This is a genomic window from Candidatus Eisenbacteria bacterium (genome assembly GCA_020847735.1).
Classification (GTDB): Bacteria; Eisenbacteria; RBG-16-71-46; order RBG-16-71-46; family RBG-16-71-46; genus CAIXRL01.
Window position 1 is genome coordinate 1 of sequence record JADLBL010000002.1, and the last position, 22420, is coordinate 22420.

Genomic DNA, 22420 nt, shown 5'->3' on the forward strand with positions numbered 1-22420 from the left:
CGAACCCTTGCAACCCGAGATACGCCGCGACAAGATCGCCCGGCTCCTGGTTCATCCCGCTGACTCCTCCTTCCCGCGAAGAAAGAAGAGCCATGGATGAACCGGAGCGCCTACGCCGTCAACTCAGGCCCGGCACTCCACGGAAAGGTGAGAGGAGCCACATTCATCAGGTGTTCAAGTGGACAGAACCACTTCCAGAGGAATGTAAAGAATGCCCGGAAGCGAAGCAGCGCCCATGAGGGTCTCGTCGAAGTTCGTGCCTGCTCACGGATTGGCGGGCTCGAGCAAGACGTGCTTTCACAGAGCGTTGTGGCTCGGTCTCGTGTGCGTTCTGAGCGGCGGGTGTAGTCCAAAGGAGCAGGATCTACTTGGGGTATATGTATCCGGGACCGCAGCGTTCACAGACACGCTTGAGCTGCTGCCGGATGGAGTGATGCGGCAGCACGTCGTGGTGGGTGCCGGGGCGAGTCATCGGCGTGCCACTGGATCGTGGCGGCTGATCGCACACTCGCCCATAAATCGGTACGTGCTTATTCGCAATGGTATTGTTGTCAGTGAAAGTAGAAGCACAGCATCCGGGGTTGAGGTTGGCGTTGGTGGGCGGGCGCTGGCTCTTGGGGGATGGGAGTTCGACCATGGACTGGGCTCGAGTGAGTCCGAGGGGCATAGATATCGCAGGCTCAGGAAGTTGACTGGGCGCGACCGTTGAGAACGAGTGTGGAGTCGCGTAATGCTGTTCAACGGCGACCGGCAGACGGCCCCGTGACGCGGCAGGACTGAGAAGGGCTTACTTGTATAAGTCGAGACTTCATCTGACAGCGTCGGATGGTTTCGGTGTCCGCCGCGTGGTCACGCGACGAGCATCTTCTCCTTCGCGAGCGCGGCACGCTGTCCAAGAACGTCTGCATCGGCGTCTTGCCGTAGCACCAGCGGCCCTGGTGGGTGCGCTCCCCGTTGTAGACGTTGAGCCACGCGTCGAGGTCGGCCTGCAGGTCCGCGAGCGACGTGTAGAGCTTCTTGCGGAACGCCACCCGGTAGAACTCGTTGAGCACCGTCTTGTGGAGGCGCTCGCAGATGCCGTTCGTCTGCGGGCTCCTCGCCTTGGTGCGGGTGTGGTCGATGTTCTCCACCGCCAGGTACAGCTCGTACTCGTGCGCGTCGGTGCCGCAGAACTCGGTGCCGCGGTCGGTCAGCATCCGCGACAGCGGGATCTCGTGCTCCTCGAATGTCGCGCTTCCGCATCGCGATCTGCCTCCACTGCGGCGGGCTCGACCTCTACCCCGCCTGCGCGTGGTCAGGCGCATGATTCCAGCCACACCATTCTCGGAAGCCCCGAAAAGGGTACGGATGATCCGGAGCGCCTACGCCGTCAACTCAGGCCCAGCGCTCCATGGAAAGTCGAGAGGAGCCCCTTTTCAGCAGCCTGTTAGCCGAGCCCGGGCGCTCAGCGCAGTCCGGCGCGAATCGCGTCCGCCAGCTCTCCGAGCCGGCGGTCGAAGAAGTGACCGGCACCGGGCACGCGCACCAGACGCTTGGGCTCCGCCCACTGCGGCCAGACGCGTTCGAGGTTTTCGGGCCGGCAGACCTCGTCGTCCGTGCCCTGCACGACGAGCTTGGGCGTCGGCAGGGTGCGCATCTCGTCGAACGGCTGCGTGTGAACCGGTGGCGCGACGAGCAGCACGCGCTCGATGTCGGGCTCGGCGGCGAGTCGCGACGCGACCCACGAGCCGAAGGAAAAGCCCGCAGCCCAGCGGCGCGCGGCGGGATGCCGTTCGCGCAGGAAGGCGAGCGCGACGCGCGCGTCGGCGAGTTCGCCCTCGCCGCGGTCGAACGCGCCGGCGCTGCGGCCGACCCCGCGAAAGTTGAACCGCAGCACCGCCGCTCCGAGCCCGTGCAGGGTCGCGGCCACGCGGTGCGCGACCTTGTTGTGCATCGTGCCGCCATAGAGCGGATGCGGATGACAGACGACGGCGGTGAGCGCGTGCTCGTGCCCTTCGCGCTCCTGCAGCAGGCCCTCGATCGGTCCTGCGTCGCCGCGCAGAGTCACCGGCAGCAGGCGCGCGTCGTCGGCCGGGTGGGATCCGCTCACGTCCGCGCGGGCTTGAAGCGGGCGCGCAGCTTTTCGTGCGTCTCTGCGCTGGTCGTCGCGTAGTTGAGCGCCGCGCCGTCGCCCAGCACGAGCACGCACTGCGTGTCGAGCATCCATTCCTCGAGCCCGAGCGGCACACCCTCGCGGAAGTCGCTCGCCTCCGCGCTCACGCGTCCCGGGAACGCCTCGAACTCGTCGTTCCACTCGTTGCCGATGTACAGCTCGTCGCTTCCGCCGAACAGTCCCACCGAGGCGCAGTGTTCGAGCTCGCCCGGATCGAGCAGCAGCGTGCCGCGGTGTTCGGTCGGGCGAACGCCCTCGGCGCGCAGCCGCCGCCGGATCGCGGGCTCCTCGCCCGGCCGTTCCTGGCCCTCGAGGACCGCGATCGCGGCCAGCTCGAACTCCGGCAGCAGGTCGCCGGCGTCCACCACGTCGGCGACCGACGCCTGGAGTCTTCCGAAGTAGAGTTTCTCGGTCACGGGGCCTCGGGCTTCGGGCGATTCCGCGGGCCGGGCCGGCCGCCCGCGACGCACCGCGCGGCATCTTAGTGGACTTTCGGGGATTCGGCATCCGCGGTTCGGACGCCGCGTGACCGCGGGGATCGCGCGCCGACTTGCGCGGGGTGCGCGGCGTGTCCAGCATGCGGCCCGTGAGTGACCCTTCCGCCTCGCGCGAGCAGGACGCCATCGAGTTCGTGCTCGATCTCGGACGCGCGCTGCACGCGCACGGGCACCCGTCGCACTGGCTCGAGGCCGGCATGGAGCGGGCCTCGGCGCGCCTCGGCCTTCGCGGCCAGTTCTTCACGACCCCCACCTCGATCTTCGCCGCCTTCGGCGAGCAGCAACGCCAGCAGACGCGCCTGCTCCGCGTCGAGCCCGGCGAGCTCCACCTCGAGCGCGTCGAGCAGGTGCTGGCGACGGGCCGCGAGGTGCTCGCCGGCCGTCTCACTCCCGCCGAGGGCTCGCGCCTGCTCGCCACGCAACTCGCCTCGCCGCCGCGCTGGGGAGTCCTCTCGACCACCGTGGCCTTCGCGCTCTCGGGCGCGGCCGCGAGCCGCTTCCTGGGCGGCGGCGCGCCGGAAACCGCGGCGGCGGCAGCGCTCGGCGGCGTGGTGGCGCTGCTCGCCGCGCTGGCGCCGCGCGTCGCGGTCGTCGGGCGGTTGTTCGAGCCGCTGGCCGCCTTCGCAGTCTCCCTGCTCGCCGGGCTGCTGGCCACTCGCGTCCCGCTGTCGGCGTATGTCGCGACCGTCGGCGCGATCCTCGTGCTGCTGCCGGGCCTGACGCTCACGGTCGCGATGGCGGAGCTGTCGTCGCGCCATCTGGTCTCGGGCACCGCGCGGCTGACCGGGGCGGGCGCGCAGTTTCTCGGGCTCGCGTTCGGGGTGGCCATGGGAGCGAGGCTCGCGGCGCTCGCCGCGGGCCCGCCGCCGCTCGTCACGCCCGCGCCGCTGCCGATGTGGACCGAGGTGGCCTCGCTCGTGATCGCGCCGCTCGCGTTCACCGTGCTGCTGCGCGCGCGACCCCGGGACTTTCCGTGGCTGCTGGCCGTCGGCGCAGGCGCCTACTACGCGGGCCGCCTCGCGACCGCCTACGTCGGAACCGAGCTCGGCGCGTTCACCGGCGCGTTCACCGCGACGGCGCTGAGCAACCTGCTGGCGCGCCGGCGCCGCAGTTCACCAACGACGACGCTCGTGCCCTCGATCCTGCTGCTGGTGCCCGGCAGCATCGGCTTTCGCAGCCTGACGATGCTCATGAACCGCGACGTGCTGAGCGGCGTCGAGACGGCGTTCTGGATGTTCGTGACCGCCGCGGCGCTCGTCGCCGGCATGCTCATGGCCGGCATCCTCGTCTCGGCGCCGCCCTTCGCCGACGATCCGGCCTGATCGCGCGCCGCCGCGCGCCAGGGGTCCGGCGCCGCGGGCCCGGCCTCAGCCGGTCGGCGGCACCGTGAGCACCGGACACCGGACCAGGTGCCGCACGCCGGAGACCGTCGCGCCGTAGACGACGTCGTGAAGGCCGCGATGGCCGTGCGAACCCGTCACGAGCAGGTCCGCCCCGACCTCGTTCACGATCCGGGCGATTTCCGACTTGGCGTCCCCGTGCCCCAGCCGGACGCTCGCCTGCACGCCGCGCGAGGCGAACGCGACCGCGATGACCCGCAGCGCGGCCTCGTCCTCGCGCACTTCCTCGTCGCGGCTCTGCTCGCCCAGGTAGCGGCTGGCCGCCGACTCCACGACGTGCAGGAAGACCAGTTCCGTTCCCGGCTGGAACTCGAGCGAGCGCAGGAACTCGAGCACGCTCCGGTCGGCGCGACCACGCTCGAGCGCGATCGCGATTCGGCGGTGTCCCAGCGCCTGCAGGGCGAGCGGCGAGGGTGGCGACGGCGAGGCCGGCGCGGCGTGCGGCTCGCCCAGGTGCAGCGCTTCGGCGGCGTGCCCGGCCTCCTCGCGAATGCGCGAGCCGATCGCGTGCACGGCGGCGGCGGCTTCGGGCAGCAGCGCCGGCCAGCGGCGTTCGAGCCACGGCGCCAGCGCGACGTACGCCAGCAGCAGCCCGAGCCCGGCCGCCAGCGGCAGCGCCAGGCCCCAGACCCACCAGGCGCCCGGCGAGGCCGCGGCCCAGCCGCCCACCGTGTCCACGACGAGCTTGCCGTTCAGCCCCGCGATCACGACGACGACCGCGATCGCGAGCGCCTTCACCCACGCGGGGTTCGCGAACTCCCCCATGCGGCGCCGGTCGCTCGTGAACACGACGAGCGGCACGACCGCGAAGGACAGCTGCATGCTTAGCACGACCTGCGAGAGCACCAGCAGGCTGTCCACCGCCTGCTCGCCGCGCAGTCCGATGACGAGCGCCGCCGGCACGATCGCGAGCCCGCGGCTGATGAGCCGCCGCAGCCACGGCCGCACGCGGATGCGGACGAATCCCTCCATCACGATCTGTCCGGCGAGCGTTCCCGTGATCGTGCTCGACTGGCCCGAGCTGAGCAGCGCGATCGCGAACACGGTCGAGGCGAGCGAAGTGCCCAGCAGCGGCGCGAGCAGTCCGTGCGCTTCGGCGAGCCCGGCGACGTTCTCGTGGCCCGCGCCGTGGAAGGTCGCCGCCGCGAGCACCAGGATCGCGCCGTTCACGAACAGCGCCGCGTTGAGCGCGACCACCGTGTCCACGAGGTTCATCCGGCACGCGTCGCGCTTGCCCTCGAGCGTGGCGGCGCTCGCGCGACTCTGCACCAGGGCGCTGTGCAGGTAGAGATTGTGCGGCATCACCGTCGCCCCGAGAATGCCCATCGCGACGTACAGCGATTCGCCGTTCAGCCCGAGCACCGACAGGCCCCCGCCCGGCTGGCGGGCGAACAGGCTGGGGTGCCCGGCGGAGTCACGCGGCAGGAACGAGGCGAGAATGGCCGGAACATCGGGACGCGAGAGGAACATCTCGATGGCGAAGCACACGCCGATGGTCGCGACCAGCGTGATGATGACCGCCTCGAGCATTCGCATGCCGAAGCGGGACAGCGCGAGCAGCAGCAGCACGTCCAGCGCCGTGATCATCACGCCCCAGAACAGCGGAATGCCGGTGAGCAGGTGCAGCCCGATCGCCGCGCCCAGCACCTCAGCGAGGTCGCAGGCGACGATGGCGAGTTCGCACAGGATCCACAGCGGCATCACGACCCAGCGCGGGTAGGCGTCGCGGCAGGCCTGGGCGAGGTCGCTGCCGGTGACGACGCCGAGGCGCGCGGCGAGCGTCTGCAGCAGCACCGCCATCAGGTTGCTCATCAGCAGCACCCAGACGAGCTGGTAGCCGAAGCGCGCGCCCCCCGCGATGTCCGTCGCCCAGTTGCCCGGGTCCATGTAGCCGACGCTGACCAGGTACGCCGGGCCCGCGAAGGCGATCAAGCGACGCAGCCAGGATCCCGTCTTCGGAATCGCGACGCTGCCATGCACCTCGGGCAGCGAGCGGTCGTGCGCCTCGCTCATGCGTCCGCCCTTCCCCGTCCGAGTTGCACCAGGACGCCGTCCACCGCCGCGCCGGCCGAGACGAACGCCGAGCCGGCGACTTCGATCTCGAGCACGCCGTCCTCGGACCGCACCGCGCGCATGCGCACCGCCGCGCCCGGCACGAGCCCGGCGGCCTTCCAGCGCACCATGCGGCGCACGTCGCGGTCGCGGATCTCGCGCACGACGCCCTTCTCGCCCGCGCGCAGCGAGGCCAGCGGCACGAGCGCGCGGCGCGCGATCCGCCCGTGGCGATCGGGAATCGGGTGCCCGTGCGGATCCTCGCTCGGATGGCCGCACAGCCGGTCGATCGCTCCCAGCACGCGGTCGCTGACGTGGTGCTCGAGCACCTCGGCGTCCTCGTGCACGTCCGCCCAGTCGAGCCCGAGCACGTTGACGAGGAACGTCTCGAGGATGCGATGGCGGCGCACCACCTGCAGCGCCGCCCGCTCGCCCACCGCCGAGAGCCGCGCCGCGCCGCGGCGATGCAGGCGCACGAGCCGCTCGCCGGCCAGGCGCGCGAGCATGTTCGTGACGCTCGGCGCCGAGACGCCCAGTCGTCGCGCGAGCGCCGTGACCGTCACGGGAGCGTCCTGCCCGAGGTCGTGCAGCGCCTTCAGGTAATCCTGGCGCGAACGCGTCAACGAGGCGGTCATCGCCGCCTCCGCGCTGCGGGGCGGACGGCCGGCCCGCCGGCGCCGGCCGCGCACGCCGGCGGGCCGGGCGGGCCGGGCGGGACGCCGATCGCGTCGGGGTTCTTCGTCTGGAGCATGCGGGTCGGACCTCCGTCGGAAATCGCGAGCGGCGCCGGCGCTGGCCGCGTGCGCGAGCGGCGTATTAGTTACGACTAACAACCGAGTTTGTCCAGCCTAATTTCGGGCTCGGGAGCCGGCGCGCCGAAGGGCGTCGCCGGATTCCCGGACCTGCGGCCGGCGCGGGAGCCCACCGCTCGGAGCGGAGGCGTCACGGCGAGGGAACCGGCCGCCGCGGCTGCGCGCGTGCGGGACGCGGCGGTCGTCCCGGCTCCGCACGCCGCTTGGCGCGGCCCGAGCCGCTCGGCTAACCTGCCGCCTCGCCAGCCACCCTGCGGAGAGTGCCATGCCCCAGATGACGATGGTCCAGGCCATCCAGGACGCGTTGCGAGTCTCCCTTCGCGAGGATCCGCGCGTGGTGGTCCTGGGCGAGGACGTCGGCCTGAACGGCGGCGTGTTCCGCGTCACCGAGGGCCTGCAGGCGGAGTTCGGACCCGAACGGGTCGCCGACACGCCGCTCGCCGAGAACGGCATCGTCGGCGGAGCGATCGGCATGGCGCTTTACGGCATGAAGCCGGTCGCCGAGATCCAGTTCGTGGACTTCATCTACCCCGCCTTCGACCAGATCGTCAGCGAGATGGCGAAGCTGCGCTGGCGTTCGGCCGGGCAGTACTCCTGCCCCGTCGTGGTGCGGGCGCCCTACGGTGGCGGCATCCGCGGCGGGCTCTACCACTCGCAGAGCCCCGAGGCGTACTTCTGCCACACCAGCGGCCTCACGGTCGTGATTCCCTCCACGCCCTCCGACGCCAAGGGCCTGCTGCTGGCCGCGCTCGAGGGCGAGGATCCGGTCATCTTCCTCGAGCCCAAGCGCCTCTATCGCACCGTCAAGGAGGAGGTCGCCGAGGGCCGCTTCACGGTGCCGATCGGCCGGGCGCGGATCGCGCAGGCGGGCGAACAGGCCACCGTGCTCGCCTACGGCGCGATGGTGCCGGTCGCGCTCGAGGCGGCCACGACGGCGGCCGGACGCGGGTGGTCGGTGGAGGTCGTGGACCTGCGGACGCTGCTGCCGCTCGACACGGCGACGATGCTCGCGAGCGTCCGCAAGACCGGACGCGTCGTGATCCTGCACGAGGCGCCGCGCACGTGCGGCTACGGCGCCGAGCTCGCCGCGATCGTGGCCGAACAGGCGCTGACCTCCCTGCAGGCGCCCGTGGTGCGGGTGACCGGTTACGACACGCCGTTCCCGTTCACGCTCGAGCACACCTATCTGCCCGACGCCAACCGCGTGCTCGCGGCGCTCGAGCACGTGATGAGCTATTGAAAACGCCGTCCCTGGCGGGAGACCCATGGCCTACGACGTGAAGCTGCCGGACATCGGCGAAGGGGTTGCCGAAGGCGAGATCGTGCGCTGGCTGGTCAAGGCGGGCGAAGCGGTGCGCGAGGATCAGCCGCTGGTCGAGGTGATGACCGACAAGGCCACCGTCGAAATCCCCTCGCCACGCACCGGCACGATCGAGGCGATCCACGTCGAGGAAGGCGCGATGGTTCCGGTCGGCACGGTGATCGTCTCGATCGCGCTCGCGGCGGGAGAGGCCCGCCCGGCCCCGGCGACGGCCGCGGCGCCATCCCACGCCGCTCCCCCGGCCCAGGCCGCCGCCGGAGCCGCGGCGCCCCCGGTCGCCGCCCGCGTCGAAGCGACTCCCGCAGTGCGCGCGCTCGCGAAGGAACTGGGGGTGGCGCTCGAGTCGGTGCGCGGCACCGGCCCCGGCGGGCGGATCACCGCCGACGACGTGAAGTCGGCGCGCTCGCCGGCCAGCGCCGCGGCCTCGCCCCCTCCCAGGGGCCCCGAGTCGCGCCAGCCGCTGCGCGGCCTGCGCCGCAGGATCGCCGAGCACATGCGCCACTCGGTTTCGACGGCCGCGCAGTTCACGTTCGTCGCGGAGTGCGACTTCACCGAGATCGTCCGGCACCGGGCGTCGGTCCGGGCGAAGGCCGAGGCGGCGGGCGTGCGCCTCACCTACCTCGCCTACGTCTTCCGCGCTCTGCCCCAGGTGCTCAGGGAGTTTCCGCTCCTCAACGCGACGCTCGACGAGGAGCGGCAGGAGATCGTCACCAAGGGCTACTGGCACCTCGGGCTCGCGACCAACACGGACGAAGGGCTGACGGTGCCGATTCTCCACGACGCCGACCGCTTCGGGCTGTTCGCGCTCGCGCGCGAAATCGAACGGTTGTCGGCCGCGGCGCGCGAGCACCGGCTCAAGCTCGAGGAACTGCACGGCGGCACGTTCACGGTGACGAGCACGGGAGCGAAGGGCGGCGTTCTGGCGACGCCCATCCTTCACCTGCCTCAGGTCGCGATCCTCGGCGTGCACGCGATCACGCGCCGGCCGGCGGTCGTGGACGAGCAGATCGTGATCCGCGATCTCGGCAACCTGTCGCTGTCCATGGACCACCGCGTCGTGGACGGCGCGGTGGGGGCCGACTTCCTGTACGCGCTGACCGACCGGCTGCAGGCGCCGGCGGCCTGGCTGAACGAGGGAGACCTGAGGTGATCGACGAAACCCTGCGCCGCGTGCTCGACGACGAAGGCCGCCCGGTCGGGTCGGCTCCGGACGTGCCGGAGGCCGATCTGCGGGCGATGCACCGGCACATGCTGATGATGCGCACCATGGACCAGCGCATGCTTTCGCTGCAGCGCCAGGGCCGCATCGGCTTCTACGGCCTGACGACGGGCCAGGAAGCCAGCGTCACGGGCTCGGCGTATCCGCTGCGCGCCGCGGACTGGATCTTTCCCGCCCTGCGCGAGACGGGCGTCTCGATGTGGCGCGGCACGACCGTGAAGGAGGTCGTCTGCCAGCTCATCGGCAACTCGGCGGACGTGCTGATCGGCCGGCAGATGCCGATGCATTTCAGCGACCGGCGCGTGAACTCGGTCGCCTGGTCGAGCGTCATCGGCACGCAGCTCGTGCACGCGATGGGGGCGGCCTGGGCCGCGAAGCTGCGCGGCACGGACGACGTGATGGTCGGCTACATCGGCGACGGCGGCACCTCGTCGTCCGATTTCCATGCGGCGATGAACTTCGCCGCCGTGAAGAAGGTGCCGTGCGTGTTCTTCTGCCAGAACAACCAGTGGGCGATTTCGGTGCCGCTGTCGTCGCAGACGGCCTCGAGCAGCCTGGTGATCAAGGCGGCCGCCTACGGCATGCCCGGCATCCGCGTGGACGGCAACGACCTGCTGGCGGTGATCGCCGCGATGCGCGAGGCGGTGGATCGCGCCCGTTCGGGCGGGGGCCCGACCTTCGTCGAGTCGGTGACGTTTCGCATGGGCGGGCACTCCTCGAGCGACGACCCGACCCGCTACCGCGACGCGGAGCTGGTGAAGACATGGGAACGGCGCGATCCGATCGCGCGCTTCGGCGCCTACCTGCGCTCGCGCGGCCTGCTCGCCGACGCCGACCTCGAAGCGTGGTCGGCCGAGCTGAACGACGAGATTTCGCGGGCGGTGACCGAGGCCGAGGCCGCCGGCCCGCCGGCGATCGAGACGCTCTTCACCGACGTCTACGCCTCGGTGCCCGCGCACCTGCAGGAGCAGATGAAGTACGCGCTCTCGCTCGGCCACGGGACGAAGTTCGAGGGGGCGTTCCCGCTGTGAGATCGGCCCTGCTCGTCGCCCTCGGGGGCGCACTGGGCAGCGTGCTGCGTTGGCTCGTCGGCGGCTGGGTGCAGTCCCTGACGCCGAGCTCGACGTTTCCGTGGGGCACCTTCGCCGTCAACGCGATCGGTTCGTTCGCCATCGGCGCGCTGCTCGGCCTGGCGCTCGAGCGGGCGCTGGTCCCGCCCGCGATGCGGCTGCTGCTGGTGACGGGGCTGCTCGGCGGATTCACGACGTTCTCGTCGTTCTCGTACGAGACGCTGCAACTTGCCCGGGACGGGCAGTGGCCGGCCGCGGTCGGCTATTCGCTCGGCTCGCTCGTCCTCGGCGTGGCGGCGGCGTTCGTGGGCTGGGCGCTGGTCACGCGCGTTTAGGAGAAGGCTCATGCACATTGACGGTCCCGGACTGCGGATCCGCATCTACGTCGGCGAAACCGACCGCTGGCACGGGCGACCGCTCTACGACGCGCTCGTGATCCGCGCGCGGGAGATGGGGCTCGCCGGCGCGACGGTGTTGCGCGGCGTCGAGGGCTTCGGCGCGCGCAGTCGCCTGCACACGGCCAAGGTGCTGCGGCTGTCCGAGAACCTGCCCATGATCGTCGAGATCGTGGACCGCGAGGACCGCGTGCGTGCGTTCCTCGCCGAATGCGACGGGATGATCACCGACGGACTGGTGACGGCCGACCCGGTCGAGATCGTCAAGTACGTCGCGTCTCCCCCCCCGCAGGGCTGAGACCCCGGCGGGCGCGCCCGCGGCCCGAAAACGAGAATGGCGCCCCGGGAGCATCCCCCCTGCGGGCGCCAGCGCGGACCGGGGTCCGCGCCTTTCTTCTCGTCTCGTTCCCCGCGCGTCGCGAGAGCGCGCGGTTCTAGAGTTTGGGCAGCTTGAGCTTCTGGCCCGGCTTGACGCGCGTCTGGACCAGGTTGTTCTCCATCATGATGGCGGCGACACTGGTTCCCCACCGGCTTGCGATATCGGCCAGCGTTTCGTTCTTCTGAACCGTGACGCTCGCCGGCCGCGGTCCCGAAGCCTTCGCCGCCGCCCGCGCGGGCTCCGGCGCATGGCGCACGACGACGACGGTGGGCGCCGGGGTGGCCGCGACCTTCGCGATCGCGGGCGCGCCCGGCGACGCGGATTCGTCGGCGGCCTGCGCGGGCTTCGCCGGTCCGGCGACAGGCGCCGCGGGCGCCGCGGGCGTCGCGGCGGACGTGACCTGGGCCGTCGGGGCTTCGGGCTTCGCCAGGCTCGTCACCTGGACCGCCGCCGAAGGAGCGAGCGACGCGGCGGCCGGAGCGGTCGTGCGCGCGGCGGCCGAGGACGAGCTTCCGCCCTCGGGCACCCGGAGGTCCGGCATCGGCGCGGGCGGCGCGGCGGCCGCGACCGGAGCGCTCTTCGCCTTCGGGACCTCACGATCCTGCGTGGCGACGGGTGTCTGCGTCGTCGAGGCGCCGCGCTTCGTCGCGGGCGCCGGAGTCGCGCGTTTCGGCGCCGACGCGGCCACGGGTTCGCTCGCGGAGGAACCGGCGCCCGCACGCGGTGCGGCTCCGTGCTGCTGGAAGAACGCCGGATGGAACGTGACGCCGAAGCGGTGCGCGCCCTGGGCCTCGTTGGCCCCGGCGAGGAACGCGTAGTCGAACCAGAAGCCGTTCACACCGGTGCCGAGACCGAAGCTCGGGCCTCCAAGAGGCTCGCCGCTTCCGGCGCCCAGCTCGAGGCGGTAACCGGCCCGCAGCGCCACACGCTGCTGCCACATCCATTCACCGCCCAGGCGCACGTCGTTGTAATAGGCGCGCGGGAAGTTGGCGTCCAGCGCCAGGCGCAGCCCCTTGCTCTCATCGGCCCACGAGGCGCCGAGGCCGAAGACGCCCGGCAGGTCGTAGGAGCCGGAGTCGTACTTCATCTTCCCGCCGAGGTTGCGGGCGGCGGCGCCGAATCCGAACGCGCCGCGGCGCGCCTGAACGCCGAGGTCGAGGCCGAAGCCCGAGCCCGAGGCCGACGCCAGGCTCTCGTGCAGCAGGTGCACGCGCGCACCGCCGGTGACATCGGGCGAGAAGGGCCGCGCGAACGCGAGGCCGAACGCCATGTTCGAGACGTTGAAGGATCCGGTCGGGGCGCCGAAGGCGTCGCGACCGTCGAACGAGCCGTCGCTCTGGTAGAGCACGCTCGCCGCCCAGCGCGTCGCGCTGCGGCCGACACGGCCACTCGCGGCCAGCCAGTCCTGCGACACGTCGAGCGCCAGCGCCGAGTGCGAGAGAGCGTACTCCGGCGAAGTCATCGAACCGAGCGCCGCCGGATTCCACGCCGCCGCGTTCAGATCGCGGCCCGCCCCGAGCGTGGCGCCGCCCATCGAGAGGATGCCCGCACCCGTTCCGACCGACAGGAAGTTCCCGGCGGTGGTCCCGGCGTTCTCGATGCCGGCGTGGGCGAGGCCCGCCGAAAGGATCAGCGCGAGCGCGGTCAGGCGGATGCGAAGCATGTGGGTCTCCGGTGGGGGCGGCGGTGGCGTGCGGAGCGTCAGGGCGTGCGGACCATCTTCACCTGCCGGCTCGCGCCGCCGCCCTGCAGCCAGGCGCGATACACGCCGGGCGCGCACGTGCGGTTGCCGTCGCTGCGGCCGTCCCAGGTGACGAGGTTCGTTCCGGGCGTGAGTCCCCGCAGTTCCAGCGTGCGCACGCGCTCGCCGGCCGAGTTCAGGATGTCCACGCGCGCGTCGAACGGGCCGCCCACGGGCGCTTCGACCGGCAGGGTCACGGCGTCGGCGAGCGGGCACGGATTCGGATACGCGGCCTGCAGCTGCAGCGCGGTGACGTTGCCGCCGCTCAACCAGACCTGCACGGCGGCGGTGCGGGCGCTCTCGTTGCCGGTCGCGTCCAGGGCGGTCACGGCGTACCAGAGCGAGGCGCTGTCGGGCGCCGAGGAGTCGGTGAAGTTGGCCGCGGTGACGGTCGAGGCGTCCACGCGCGCGAACGGCCCCGCCGAGGTGACCGCGCGGTACACGTGATAGCCGGCCAGGTCGGGTTCGGTGTTCGCATTCCAGCGCAGCCGCACGCCGCCCGCGTCGGCGCCGCCCGCGAGGCCGCTCGGCGTGGCCGGCGGCGCGGTGTCGAGCAGGTGGTCCACGAGCACGACGTTCGAGAGCGCCGAAGCGTTGCCGGACTCGTCATGCACGCGCATCGCGAAGTAGAGATCCACCGTGCGGTTCAGCCCGTTCACGGTGCAGCCCTGAGCCGTGCCCGGCGCCGCGGGGGACGGCACACCCGTTCCGACGAGCGTGGCCGAGGCGAAGTTGGCGGCGGTGATCGGCGAAGCCGACCAGCGCAACTCGTAGTGATGCGCGACGCCGGTCAGACTGTCGTCGCCGGTCGCCGTCCAGCCGAGCGTCACGCTCGAGGCGGTCGTGGCGCCCGAGGCGAGCGCGACGGATTCGGGACGCACCGTGTCGCCCGCCGACGAGGTGAAGCCGACGACGTTCGAGATCGCCGACCAGTTGCCGCGCTCGTCGGCGGTTCGGATCGCCACCCAGTAGGCGGTCAGCGTCTGCAGCCCGTTGACGAACATGGACTGCTGCGTTCCGGCGGGCTGCGGGGCGGGCGGGTTCGCGACCAGGGTGGCCGCCGTAAAGTTGCCCGCGTTGATCGGCGAGGTCGAGATGCGAACCTCGTACTGCGTCGCGGTGCCGGTCGAGCCGTCGTCACCCGGAGCGGTCCATGAGAGCGTCACGCTCGTGGTCCCCTGCGCGCGGGCGCCCGGAACGCGTGCGCCGGCGAGCGCCGCAAGCACGACGAGCACCACGAACAGGCGACGGACCATGCTCCACTCCCGAGTTGATGCCCGATCGCCGGGCTCATCCTGCCGAGGTTCGAGGGGTGTCGCGGGAGCCCGGCGGCGCAGCTGAGCGCCCGGTCCCGCTGGCCGCGGCGGGCCGCGACCGCGTCGCCTGCAGCAGCTTGCGTGCCCGCGAGTCCTCCGGCCCCGCCGTGGCCGCAAATTGCGGTCGATGCGTGCCGTTGGCCCCGACGGCGTCTCCGCGGGCCGGAGCCGGAGGAATGCGAAGCGCATCGCTTTCGGCGCGGGGCCGTGCGTCGTGCGCGCATTCGCCGGGCACGGCGGACGAGCGCGAGGGGGACGCGGCGCCGGCGGCGCCCGGCCCGGGAGCGGCTACTTTCGCTCGGGGACCGCCGCCTCGGCCGGCGCGGAAGCGGGCGAGGCGAGCCGGCGCAGATCCAGCCCGACCCGGTGGACGGACTCGCCGTCCGGCGACGCGACGTAGCCGTAATCGAGCCACATCGAGCCGAGGCCGGCGCCGAACCCGAAGGCCGGGCCGTTCAACCGATCGTCGGCCGGCGCTCCCAGTTCGCGGCGGTAGCCGGCGCGCAGTGCGAATCGGCCGCGCCATCGCCATTCGGCGCCGGCGCGCAGGCTGCGGTAGTAGTCCGAAGGGGCCGCGAGGTCGAGCAGCAGCCGCATCCCGCTCGCGGCGTGCTCCAGCGCGACGCCGGCGCCGAGGCTCGCGGGCATGCGCCAGCGCTGGCCGCCCCAGTTCATGCCGCCGCCGAAGTTCCGCGCCGAGAGTCCGGCACTCAGCGCGCCCGCGCGCAGTTGCGCTCCGGCGTCGAAGGCCAGACCGTCGCCGCCACTCTCGCCGATGCGTTCGCCCACCCAGCGGGCGGCGCCGCCCACGACCAGGTTGCGCCCGAGCGGACGCGCGAGCTGCAGCGCGAGCGCCCAGCTGCGCGCCTCGTCCGTGGTCGTCGGCTGGTTGGCGGCGTCGCGGCCCTCGATCGTGCCCTCGCTGCGCAGGATGCCGCTCATGCCCCAGCGCACGGCGCTTCGGCCCACGCGGCCGCCGAACGCGGCCCAGTCGTGAGCGGCATCGTTGGCGAGCGCCGCGTGCGAGAACGCGAAGTTGCCCGTGGAAAGGCCCGCGAGCGCGGCCGGGTTGAGCGCGGCCGACTGCAGGTCGCCGCCGAACGCGAAACCGGTGCCGCCGCGTCCCACCACGGCCGGGCCAGGATCGGTCGCGAGGAAGCCGCCCACGCGCGTGCCCGCGGCCTCATCGCCCGCGCGCGCGCGCCGTGCGTGCGCGAGCGGCAGCACGAGGAACAACGCGAGAGCGGTGATCGCGGCCGGGCGCGTCCGTGCGCGACGCATCATCAGGGCACCCTCGCCACGTTGAGGGACCGCGTCAGGCGCGGCGCCACCAGCACGGCCCGGTAGACGCCGGGCGCGCACGGGCGGCCGGCGTCGTTCGCGCCGTCCCAGACGACGTCGTGAATGCCGGGTGCGAGCGTGCCCAGGTCGAAGCGGCGAACCTGGCGGCCCGATCCGTCGAGCAGGTCGAGACGCGCGGAGCCGCCCCCCGAGGGCACCGCGACGGGCAGGTTCATCGGCTCGCCCATGCGCGCGGGATTGGGGTACGGCGCCTGCAGGTCCCACGCGAGCGGCGCGTTGGCGATGCCGGACTTGAGCACGATCTGCATGGCCGCCGAGCGCGCGCCCTCGCCGCCCGAGCGGTCGTAGGCGCTGACCGCGTACCACAGCGCGTCCACGCCGACGGGCAGCGCGGTGTCCGTCCAGCCCGTCGTCGCCGCCGACAGCGAGACCATGCGCGTCCAGGGCCCTTCGGGCGTGGTCGCGCGGTACACGCGGTAGCCGGCGAGGTCGCCCTCGGAGTTCGCCCGCCAGGTCACCCGAACGCTGGAGTCGTCGGCGCCCGGTCCGACGGCGACACCCGAAGGCGTCGCGGGCGGCGCCCCGTCGGGCGGCCAGTTGAAGGCGACGATGTTGGAGACGAGCGACCAGTTGCCCGAATCGTCCATCGTCCGCATCCCGAGCCAGTAGGGCGTGCCGCGCGTGAGCCCGCGCACGACGTACGACTGTTGCGTTCCCGCCGTCGCGGGATCGGGCACGCCCGGCACGATCAGGCCGGAGCCGAAGGTCGCCGCCGTCATCGCGAAGGTGGCGATGCGCAGTTCGTAGATGGCGGCGCGGCCGACGTTGCCGTCGTCACCGGGCGCGGTCCAGCGCACCACGAGCGAGTCGGCGCCCTGCGCTCGGGAGAGCGCGGGCGCCAACCACAGCAGCAGCAGGAGCAGCACGAAGTAGCCGAGCGCGTCGCGGCGAACGAGCGTTGGCGAACTTCCCCTGTCGCGCGGGCGCCCGGAGGTCACTCTTCGCTACCTCACTCCCTCCCGCGCGGCAGCATCGTCGCGCTGGACCAGTTGAGCCACGTCAGTCCGACCACCAGGTCGTTGATCGCGGCGGGTGGTTTGGTGTCCGGCGTCGTCGCGTTCGGCACGTTTGAGAGGGCCGAAGCATTGCCCGCCTCGTCCACGACCTTCGCGGCGAAGTAGTAGGTGGCCTGGCGCGAAAGCCCGGTCACCGTGAACGACTGCGGCGTGCCGGGCGCTCCGGGAGCGGGCAGGCCCGTCGCCGCGTTCGCGCTCGAGAAGTTCGCCGCCGTGATGGGCGACGTGGACCAGCGCACGTCGTAGGACGCGGCGGTGCCCGTCAGGCTGTCGTCGCCGGTCGCCGTCCAGGCGAGCGTGACCGTCGTGTCCGTGAGCGAGGCGACGCTGATCGCGAGCGCCGCCGGCCGCACGACATCGGGCGCGACCGCGGTGGTGCGCGAGACGACGTTGGACAGCCCCGCCCAGTTCGGCACTTCGTCCGCCGTCTTGATCGCGAACCAGTACGTGGTCGCGGGCGAGAGCCCCGTGACCCGGACGCTCTGCGCGCTTCCGGGCCCCGAGGGAGCCGGCACGCCGGCCGTCCAGCGGGTCGCCGACGCGAAGTTCGCCGCGCTGATCGGCGAGGTCGAGTAGCGGATGTCGAACTGGGTCGCGGTGCCGCTCAAGCTGTCGTCCCCTGGAGTGGTCCAGTTCAGCAGGACGCTGTTCCACGCCTGCTGGGCCCGGGCCACCCCGGTCGAGCCGATGAAGAGAACGAACATCAGTGCAAGGAAAACCAGCCAACGCGTCGTCATCGGAGCGTTGCCTCCAGCCGAACCCACGCCCACGAGCCATGTGTGGGGGCCAGGCTCTTCCGCGCGAGCAGATCCCAGGGTGCAGAGTGCGGTGGCCGAGGCGGGGTCGCCCTGCCGGTGCTCTCCGGGACCGGACCTTCGCAACCACTGCGAGTCCGATACCGGGGCGCGCCGGCAGCACGAAGCGTGCCCCGCGAACGACCTACAACCGATGACTCCGATCCGTTCCCGGAATACTCATCGCCCGTGAGCGCAACGAGTTTCCGCGAGTCGAACCGGCTGCTGCAGCGTGGGGAGTTCGGCTTGCAGGCCGCACGTCCAGAGGGCGGGCGGGCTGTTCCTCTGCAACGGCGAGGCGACCTTCCGCGCCGTTGCATTCGGCGATGGGGGGAGGTGCTGGGGGGCTCCTTCCCTGAAGCGGCACGGCCCGGCCGAGCGGGCATGCATGCGGCGCAAGTTGCCAGAGCCGCGCGGCCACGGCAAGAAGAAACACGCCCTTGAACGAATGAATTTTCCCATACCTCGGACGTCGGCAGGGGCGGCGCCGCACCGTCGCGGCCAACCGGGTAGAGCGCCACCCTCTGACCGACGGCGATTGACCGACGGGATGCCGGGCCATATCCTTTTTCGCGAACTCGTACCCGGGGTCAGGCCTCGTCCGGCAGCAGCTCGCCGGGCTCCCCGACCGTTCCGCCCACCTGACCCGGAGCCGCACCGCCGGCTCGATGCTTCCAACCGCCGCGCGCGGACGGCCGAAGGGCCGTCCGGTGAGCGCCCGGCCCGCCATGGGAAATCCGTCCGCCATGAACGCACCCGCGCTCGAAAGAGACGATGTCCTGCGACGAGCGGTCGAGCTCGGCGCGTCGGACCTGATCGTCACCGCCGGGCACCCGATCATGGTGCAGCGGGCCGGGTTGCTCGAACCGCTGCCGGGCTCGGAGGTGCTGAATCCCAGCGCGACGCAGGCCTTCGGCGAGGCGTTCCTGGACCCGGCGCTCCGCGAGCGCTTCACCCGCGACCTCGAGCTCGACACGCGCTACTACCTGCCCGGCGTGGCTCATTTCCGCGTGAACCTCTTCGTCCAGCGCGGGCACTGGGCCGCCGCCGTCAGGATCATCCCGCTGCACATTCCGCTCCCGGGCGAGATCGGTCTCGCGCCGCACGTCGTCGAGCGCCTGCTCGGGGTGACGCGCGGGCTGGTGCTGGTGACCGGACCGACGGGTTCGGGCAAGTCCACCACGATCGCGTCCCTGCTGGAGCAGCTGAATACCCGCGGACCGCGCCGGCACATCATCACCATCGAGGACCCGATCGAGTTCGTCTTCGAGCCCCGGCAGGCGGTCATCGAGCAGCGCGAGGTCGGCCTGGACACGAAGACCTACGCGCGCGGCCTGCGCGGCGCCCTCCGCCAGCTGCCGCACGTGATCTTCGTCGGCGAGATGCGCGACCTGACCAGCATGAGCATGGCGCTGTCCGCGGCCGAGACCGGCAACCTCGTCATCTCGACCATGGCGACGCAGTCGGCGGCGCAGACCGTCACCCGCATCGTGGACTCGTTCCCTCCCCATCAGCAGCCGCAGATCCGCGCCCAGCTCGCGCTGACGCTGCGGGCCGTGATCGCGCAGCAGCTCCTTCCCCGCCGTGACGGCCGGGGGCGCATCGCCGCGCGCGAGATCCTGTTCACCACCCAGGCGATCCAGAACCTGATCCGCGACGACAAGGTCCACCAGATTCCGAACGTCATCTCGACCGGGCTGCGCGAGGACATGCTGTCCATGGACGACGCGCTCGCCGAGCTGGTGGATCGCGCCAGCGTCGAGTACGAGGCCGCCCACCCCTACTTCACCGACACCGAGAAGCGGGCCGCGCTGCAGAAGCGCGTGTACCGCACCGCGCCGGTGGCGGAGCGGGCCTGATGAGCACGAGCTACCGGCTTTCGACCCGCCGGCTGGGCGAGATCCTGATCGAGCGTGGTCGGCTGAGCCCCGAGCAGGTGCAGCAGGCCTTGCGCTCGCGGCTCGACAACCGTGAACGCCTCGGCCAGACGGTGACCCGGCTCGGCTTCATGACCGAGGCCGAAGTCGTCGCCGTGCTCGGTGAGCAGTTCTCGCTGCCCGTCGCCGACAACGAGCGGCTCTCGCACGCCGACCGTGCCGCCGTGCAGCTCGTCCCCGAGACGCTGGCCCGCGAGGCGCTGGTGCTGGCGCTTTCGCGCACGGACAACACGCTCGAGGTCGCGGTCGGCGACCCGCTCGACGTGGTCGCGCTCGATCACCTGCGGGCCCTGACCGGCTGCCAGCTCAAGGTCTGGGTCGCGCGCCCGAGCGAGGTGCGCGAGACGATCGACAGCTTCTACTCCGAGCTGCGGGCGAGCGAACACCTCGGCGAGATCCTCGACAAGATCGACCTGACGCGCGGCGGCGACCAGGAACAGGACGTCGATCTCGCCCAGCTGCGCCAGCAGGTCGAGGACGCGCCGGTCGTGCGGCTCGTCAACCTGATGATCGCCGAAGCCATTGACCAGCGCGCCAGCGACATCCACGTCGAACCGTCGCGCGACAAGGTCGTGGTGCGCTTCCGCATCGACGGCGTGCTGCACGAGGTGATGAAGCCGCCCAAGCACCTGCAGATGGCCATCGTCTCGCGCATCAAGGTGCTCTCGGAGCTGGACATCGCGGTCCGGCTGCTGCCGCAGGACGGGCGGCTGACCGTGCACCTGCCCGACCGCGAGGTGGACCTGCGGGTCTCGACCCTGCCGACCGCGCACGGCGAGAAGGTCGTGATGCGGCTGTTCGACAAGGGCGCGTTCGAGCGGCAGGTCGAGCATCTCGGGCTGGAAGGCGCGGCGCTCGAATCGTTCCGGCGCGTCATCCGCCAGCCCTACGGCATGGTGCTCATCTCCGGCCCGACCGGAAGCGGCAAGACGACGACGCTCTACTCGGCGCTGCAGGACATCAAGTCGGCCCACAAGAACCTCGTCACGGTCGAGGACCCGATCGAGTACCACATCGAGGCCGTCAGCCAGGTGCACGCGAACCAGAAGGTCGGTATGACCTTCGCGCGCGCCCTGCGCTCGATCCTCCGGCAGGACCCGGACGTCATCATGGTCGGCGAGATCCGCGACACCGAGACCGCCGACATGGCCGTCAAGAGCGCGCTCACCGGCCACCTCGTGTTCTCGACGGTGCACGCCAACGACGCGCCCGGCACGCTCACCCGACTCATTGACATGGGCATTCCCCGCTACCTCGTGGGCTCGGCCATGTCCATGGTGATGGCGCAGCGCCTCGTGCGCCGCATCTGCGAGCGCTGCAGGGAGCCCTACTACCCCGATCCCGACCGGCTCGCCGTGCTCGGCGAGGACGCCGAACTGCTGCGCGGCAAACCGCTCATGCACGGCCGTGGCTGCATGTCGTGCAAGCAGACCGGCTACTCGGGACGCATCGCGCTGTTCGAGGTGCTGGAGCTGAACCGCGCCATCCGGCGCATGGTCCTCGACGGGCTGAACGAGGAGGAGATCCGCCGGCGCTCGCTGGACGAAGGCTTCCAGACGCTGCGCAAGGCCGGCATCCGCAAGATCCTCGAGGGCGCGACGAGCATTGACGAAGTCCGCGCGGCCACGCTCGGGGACACGGACTGATGCCCAGCTACTACTACCGGGCCCGGGACGCGAGCGGCCGGCCTCACGAGGGCATCGAGGTCGCGCAGAGCGAGGACGACGTCCTGCGCACGCTCTCGGGACTGCAGCTCACGCCCGTGTCGATCGAGGTGCACGCCTCGCCCAACGGCACGCCGCGCGTCGGCGCTCCCGGCCTGGGCGGGCTCGCGAACGACGTCTCGATCGCGCTGCGCGCGATGGGCCAGCGCGTGCAGCCGGGCTCGGTGGCGCTGTTCGCGCGCCAGCTCTCGACCATGATCTCGGCGGGCCTGCCGCTCGTGCGCGCCATGCGTTCGATCGCCCGCGACCATCACGACCGCCGGCTCGCCGGCGTGCTGCAGGCCGTCGGCGACGACGTCCAGAAGGGGGATTCGCTGGCGATGGCCCTGTCGCGCCATCCGCACGTCTTCGACGAGGTGTTCGTCAGCCTCGTCCAGACCGGCGAGTTCAGCGGCACGCTCGACCAGGTCATGGACCACACCGCCAACTACCTCGAGCGGGCCGAGGTGCTGCGCCTGCGGGTCGAGGCGGCCCTGCGCTACCCGATCTTCGTGCTGACCTTCGCGGTGCTGGTCTTCCTGGCGATGATCTTCAAGATCGTGCCGATGTTCTCGGCCATTTACGAGCGCTTCAAGGTCGAGCTGCCCCTGCCCACCCGCATGCTGCTTGAGGTAAGCCAGTTCGCCACGCGCAACGTGTTCCTGTTCATACTGTTGGCGCTGCTCGGCTGGTTGCTGATCTGGTCCTGGGCCCGCAGCGAGCAGGGTCGGCTGACCCTGGACCGGATCAAGCTGAAAATGCCGCTCTTCGGTCCCCTGATCGCCATGTATGCTGTTACCAAGTTTTCCCGGACCCTGGGCATCCTCATCGGCAGCGGAACCCAGATTCTGACCGCGCTCAAGGTGATGCGGCCCGTGCCCGGGAACAAGGTGCTGGAGAAGGGGATTGACGAGGTCCGCGGGCAGGTCGAGGAGGGCATTTCGCTCTCCCGCGCGCTCGGGGACACGGGAGTTTTTCCCGACATGCTCGTGCAGATGTCGGCGACCGGCGAGGAGACCGGCAAGCTCGACCACATGCTGTCGCGCACCGCGGACTTCTACGAGCAGCGCGTGACCGCGAAAGTCGAGGGCCTCTCGTCGCTCGTCGAACCGATCGCGATCGTCGTCCTCGGCGTGGTGATCGGTGTGATGCTCATGGCGCTCTACCTGCCGATCTTCAACCTCGGCCAGGCGATGCGCTCGGGGCTCACGGGACACTAGGGTTTCACCAGGGCAGCACGGGACCGCCGCGCCT

Annotated in this window: 18 protein-coding genes and 1 pseudogene; 9 read left to right on the forward strand and 10 right to left on the reverse strand. The window is 71.5% G+C overall.

Features of this window, described 5'->3' with window-relative positions; translation table 11 throughout:
• Nucleotides 1–887: 887 nt before the first annotated feature.
• From IT347_01375 to IT347_01385, 3 genes and pseudogenes are all read right to left on the reverse strand, one after another.
• Nucleotides 888–1226 (reverse strand): annotated as a pseudogene (locus tag IT347_01375) (transposase).
• A 218-nt stretch (nucleotides 1227–1444) separates the two neighbouring features.
• Nucleotides 1445–2089, reverse strand: a complete 645-nt coding sequence (locus IT347_01380; GenBank protein MCC6348227.1) for an alpha/beta hydrolase — start codon at nucleotides 2087–2089, stop codon at nucleotides 1445–1447.
• Nucleotides 2086–2568: a hypothetical protein gene (locus IT347_01385; protein MCC6348228.1), complete on the reverse strand. Its 483-nt coding sequence runs from the start codon at nucleotides 2566–2568 to the stop codon at nucleotides 2086–2088. Before IT347_01385 ends, IT347_01380 begins: the two co-directional genes overlap by 4 nt.
• Nucleotides 2569–2738: 170 nt before the next feature.
• Here IT347_01385 and IT347_01390 point away from each other — a divergent pair, with 170 nt between their 5' ends.
• Nucleotides 2739–3971: a threonine/serine exporter family protein gene (locus tag IT347_01390; GenBank protein ID MCC6348229.1), complete on the forward strand. Its 1233-nt coding sequence runs from the start codon at nucleotides 2739–2741 to the stop codon at nucleotides 3969–3971.
• Nucleotides 3972–4016: 45 nt separating this feature from the next.
• Here IT347_01390 and IT347_01395 read toward each other — a convergent pair whose 3' ends face one another.
• Nucleotides 4017–6062 (reverse strand): Nramp family divalent metal transporter, encoded by a 2046-nt coding sequence (locus IT347_01395; GenBank protein ID MCC6348230.1) that lies wholly within the window; start codon nucleotides 6060–6062, stop codon nucleotides 4017–4019.
• Entirely contained in the window at nucleotides 6059–6736 is a 678-nt protein-coding gene (locus IT347_01400) for a metal-dependent transcriptional regulator (GenBank protein MCC6348231.1), read from the reverse strand. Before IT347_01400 ends, IT347_01395 begins: the two co-directional genes overlap by 4 nt.
• Before the next feature lie 442 nt (nucleotides 6737–7178).
• On the opposite strand from IT347_01400, the gene IT347_01405 reads away from it, so the two are divergent.
• The 5 genes from IT347_01405 to IT347_01425 all read left to right on the forward strand — a co-directional run bounded on the left by IT347_01405 (nucleotide 7179) and on the right by IT347_01425 (nucleotide 11216).
• Entirely contained in the window at nucleotides 7179–8153 is a 975-nt protein-coding gene (locus IT347_01405; protein ID MCC6348232.1) for an alpha-ketoacid dehydrogenase subunit beta, read from the forward strand.
• Between the two features lie 25 nt (nucleotides 8154–8178).
• Entirely contained in the window at nucleotides 8179–9384 is a 1206-nt protein-coding gene (locus tag IT347_01410; GenBank protein MCC6348233.1) for a 2-oxo acid dehydrogenase subunit E2, read from the forward strand.
• Nucleotides 9385–9470: 86 nt separating this feature from the next.
• Nucleotides 9471–10484 (forward strand): 3-methyl-2-oxobutanoate dehydrogenase, encoded by a 1014-nt coding sequence (locus IT347_01415; GenBank protein ID MCC6348234.1) that lies wholly within the window; start codon nucleotides 9471–9473, stop codon nucleotides 10482–10484.
• On the forward strand, nucleotides 10481–10858 hold the full coding sequence (gene crcB / locus IT347_01420) for a fluoride efflux transporter CrcB (GenBank protein MCC6348235.1): 378 nt from the start codon (nucleotides 10481–10483) through the stop codon (nucleotides 10856–10858). The genes IT347_01415 and crcB overlap by 4 nt, the downstream gene beginning before the upstream one ends.
• A gap of 10 nt (nucleotides 10859–10868) precedes the next feature.
• Nucleotides 10869–11216 (forward strand): DUF190 domain-containing protein, encoded by a 348-nt coding sequence (locus IT347_01425; protein MCC6348236.1) that lies wholly within the window; start codon nucleotides 10869–10871, stop codon nucleotides 11214–11216.
• A 136-nt stretch (nucleotides 11217–11352) separates the two neighbouring features.
• On the opposite strand, the gene IT347_01430 is transcribed toward IT347_01425, so the two are convergent.
• The 5 genes from IT347_01430 to IT347_01450 all read right to left on the reverse strand — a co-directional run bounded on the left by IT347_01430 (nucleotide 11353) and on the right by IT347_01450 (nucleotide 17469).
• The gene (locus IT347_01430) at nucleotides 11353–12960 is read right to left on the reverse strand and encodes a PorV/PorQ family protein (GenBank protein ID MCC6348237.1); all 1608 of its coding nucleotides are present in this window, start codon (nucleotides 12958–12960) and stop codon (nucleotides 11353–11355) included.
• Nucleotides 12961–12998: 38 nt separating this feature from the next.
• Nucleotides 12999–14294 (reverse strand): hypothetical protein, encoded by a 1296-nt coding sequence (locus IT347_01435; GenBank protein MCC6348238.1) that lies wholly within the window; start codon nucleotides 14292–14294, stop codon nucleotides 12999–13001.
• Between the two features lie 348 nt (nucleotides 14295–14642).
• Nucleotides 14643–15638 (reverse strand): PorV/PorQ family protein, encoded by a 996-nt coding sequence (locus IT347_01440; protein MCC6348239.1) that lies wholly within the window; start codon nucleotides 15636–15638, stop codon nucleotides 14643–14645.
• Nucleotides 15638–16654 (reverse strand): hypothetical protein, encoded by a 1017-nt coding sequence (locus IT347_01445; GenBank protein MCC6348240.1) that lies wholly within the window; start codon nucleotides 16652–16654, stop codon nucleotides 15638–15640. Before IT347_01445 ends, IT347_01440 begins: the two co-directional genes overlap by 1 nt.
• A gap of 11 nt (nucleotides 16655–16665) precedes the next feature.
• Nucleotides 16666–17469 (reverse strand): hypothetical protein, encoded by an 804-nt coding sequence (locus IT347_01450; protein MCC6348241.1) that lies wholly within the window; start codon nucleotides 17467–17469, stop codon nucleotides 16666–16668.
• A gap of 803 nt (nucleotides 17470–18272) precedes the next feature.
• Between IT347_01450 and IT347_01455 the strand changes: the two genes are divergently transcribed.
• From IT347_01455 to IT347_01465, 3 genes are read left to right on the forward strand one after another with little or no spacing between them, the layout of a single operon-like run.
• Nucleotides 18273–19385: a PilT/PilU family type 4a pilus ATPase gene (locus tag IT347_01455; GenBank protein MCC6348242.1), complete on the forward strand. Its 1113-nt coding sequence runs from the start codon at nucleotides 18273–18275 to the stop codon at nucleotides 19383–19385.
• Nucleotides 19385–21109, forward strand: coding sequence for a Flp pilus assembly complex ATPase component TadA (gene tadA, locus IT347_01460; GenBank protein MCC6348243.1), 1725 nt, complete (start codon nucleotides 19385–19387; stop codon nucleotides 21107–21109). Before IT347_01455 ends, tadA begins: the two co-directional genes overlap by 1 nt.
• The gene (locus IT347_01465) at nucleotides 21109–22386 is read left to right on the forward strand and encodes a type II secretion system F family protein (protein MCC6348244.1); all 1278 of its coding nucleotides are present in this window, start codon (nucleotides 21109–21111) and stop codon (nucleotides 22384–22386) included. Before tadA ends, IT347_01465 begins: the two co-directional genes overlap by 1 nt.
• The last annotated feature ends 34 nt before the right edge of the window (nucleotides 22387–22420 follow it).

Bases quoted from the DNA above. Each gene is read 5' to 3' on its own strand.
- IT347_01440 (MCC6348239.1), bottom strand. From the start codon at position 15,638: ATGATGCGTCGCGCACGGACGCGCCCGGCCGCGATCACCGCTCTCGCG.
- IT347_01410 (MCC6348233.1), top strand. From the start codon at position 8,179: ATGGCCTACGACGTGAAGCTGCCGGACATCGGCGAAGGGGTTGCCGAA.
- IT347_01405 (MCC6348232.1), top strand. From the start codon at position 7,179: ATGCCCCAGATGACGATGGTCCAGGCCATCCAGGACGCGTTGCGAGTC.
- tadA (MCC6348243.1), top strand. From the start codon at position 19,385: ATGAGCACGAGCTACCGGCTTTCGACCCGCCGGCTGGGCGAGATCCTG.
- IT347_01400 (MCC6348231.1), bottom strand. From the start codon at position 6,736: ATGACCGCCTCGTTGACGCGTTCGCGCCAGGATTACCTGAAGGCGCTG.
- IT347_01430 (MCC6348237.1), bottom strand. From the start codon at position 12,960: ATGCTTCGCATCCGCCTGACCGCGCTCGCGCTGATCCTTTCGGCGGGC.
- IT347_01435 (MCC6348238.1), bottom strand. From the start codon at position 14,294: ATGGTCCGTCGCCTGTTCGTGGTGCTCGTCGTGCTTGCGGCGCTCGCC.
- IT347_01455 (MCC6348242.1), top strand. From the start codon at position 18,273: ATGAACGCACCCGCGCTCGAAAGAGACGATGTCCTGCGACGAGCGGTC.
- IT347_01450 (MCC6348241.1), bottom strand. From the start codon at position 17,469: ATGACGACGCGTTGGCTGGTTTTCCTTGCACTGATGTTCGTTCTCTTC.
- IT347_01395 (MCC6348230.1), bottom strand. From the start codon at position 6,062: ATGAGCGAGGCGCACGACCGCTCGCTGCCCGAGGTGCATGGCAGCGTC.
- IT347_01415 (MCC6348234.1), top strand. From the start codon at position 9,471: ATGCACCGGCACATGCTGATGATGCGCACCATGGACCAGCGCATGCTT.
- IT347_01425 (MCC6348236.1), top strand. From the start codon at position 10,869: ATGCACATTGACGGTCCCGGACTGCGGATCCGCATCTACGTCGGCGAA.
- IT347_01465 (MCC6348244.1), top strand. From the start codon at position 21,109: ATGCCCAGCTACTACTACCGGGCCCGGGACGCGAGCGGCCGGCCTCAC.